The organism is Paraglaciecola sp., assembly GCF_030730205.1.
GTDB lineage: Bacteria > Pseudomonadota > Gammaproteobacteria > Enterobacterales > Alteromonadaceae > Paraglaciecola.
Window position 1 is genome coordinate 9,675 of record NZ_JANQVQ010000220.1, and the last position, 1,431, is coordinate 11,105.

2 protein-coding genes are annotated in these 1,431 nt (G+C 43.7%); both read left to right on the plus strand.

Translation table 11 applies throughout. The features are described from left to right. The coding region (locus NWQ57_RS14855) for a flagellar hook-length control protein FliK (protein ID WP_306022944.1) at nucleotides 1-1,100 on the plus strand (1,100 nt) is incomplete at its 5' end. A gap of 29 nt (nucleotides 1,101-1,129) precedes the next feature. After that, nucleotides 1,130-1,431, plus strand: a 302-nt coding sequence (locus NWQ57_RS14860) for an EscU/YscU/HrcU family type III secretion system export apparatus switch protein (protein ID WP_306022945.1), incomplete at its 3' end; no start/stop codon positions are given.

Below are 1,431 nucleotides of genomic sequence, written 5' to 3' on the forward strand. Positions count from 1 at the left end.
CCCAAAGTGCTTCAGGACTCAGTCATCTTAGTCCTCACGCTGGTACTCCAAACGCCAAATCCTACCCCGCTACCTTGCCTGATTTTAAAATCATCATTGATGCAATACTCAATAAAACTAGCAGCGAAACCGTGGTCACTAACGAGTTTGTAAACAGTAAACCTGCTCAATTGACCATGCTGCAAAACCTACTGCGGCTTGCACAACCTAAGGCTGAATTGCCGAGTGTTGTGCTGAACAATTTCGAAAAATTACTCACAGAGTCTGCAACGCAAAAAACCTTAGCAGAGCCTGCTACGCAAAGCTGGTTAAAACAAGTTGCTCAAGAAATTCGGCAAGCAACGCCTCAAGGTAAAGAGCAAGATGCTGCTAATATTAAACAGTTAATGAGCGCGCCATCTTTGCCACTTTCCGCTGTGCAGATCATCTCGCCACCCGCCACTCAGGGCATGCTCAGTGGTTTGGTCACCTTATTACAAGTCTCGTTAGCCTCAAGGCTATTGCGTAATCAACCCAGTCAAGCAGAACGTTTGGCCCAGATCTTACCCTCTATTTTTAGTGAGCCGACTAAAGGTGAATTACCGGCCAACCCAGCTAAGGCATTACAAGAATTTTCTCAGCTAGAGCAACGCTCTCAACTAATACGAGAGATAAGCCGCTTACTAGCCGACCATCAAAGCAACAAATTGGCGAATAGCGAAAAATTACTGCAAGGGCAAGAAACCTATTATTACAACCTGCCCAGTCTTTTGGGTGACAAGTTTAATAACATCGAATTGCTAGTAAAACGTGAAGAACAACATAAAGAAGATAAGGCACAAAATGCATCAACACCTAAAACATGGCAACTCACCATGAAATTGAGCGTTGGCGAATTAGGTGAATTGTTAACCAAAGCAAAACTTCGTCCCGATGAAGTAGAAATCGATTTTTATGCCTCAAATGATAGTGTTAAACACCAGGTGATGAACTTTATGCCTTTATTGAAAAAACGCCTAGCCTCCTTAGGTATCGAAGTAGCAAAAAGCCAATGCCAATTGGGTAAAATTCCCGACACCTTGGCAGACCGGCCCTATCATATATTTCAAACACAGGCCTAAGCCGTGAAGCACATTTATCAGGTGAGAAATTGACCACTAAAACAAAAAACAAAAGTGCCGTCGCACTCAAGTACCAGCAAGGTGAAGCCTCGACTACACCCACTGTAATAGCCAAAGGTTTTGGTGAACTAGCGCAAGAGATTGTGGAACTAGCCAAACAGAATGGGGTGTTGGTGCATGAAGACCCTTACCTAAGTGACTTTTTAGCCACACTGGATTTAGGTCAGGAAATACCTGACCAGCTCTATCATATTATTGCCGAGCTCATCGCGTTCTCATATGTATTACAAGGTAAGTTTCCAGACAGCTGGGCTAAAGACTTTGGCAAAGT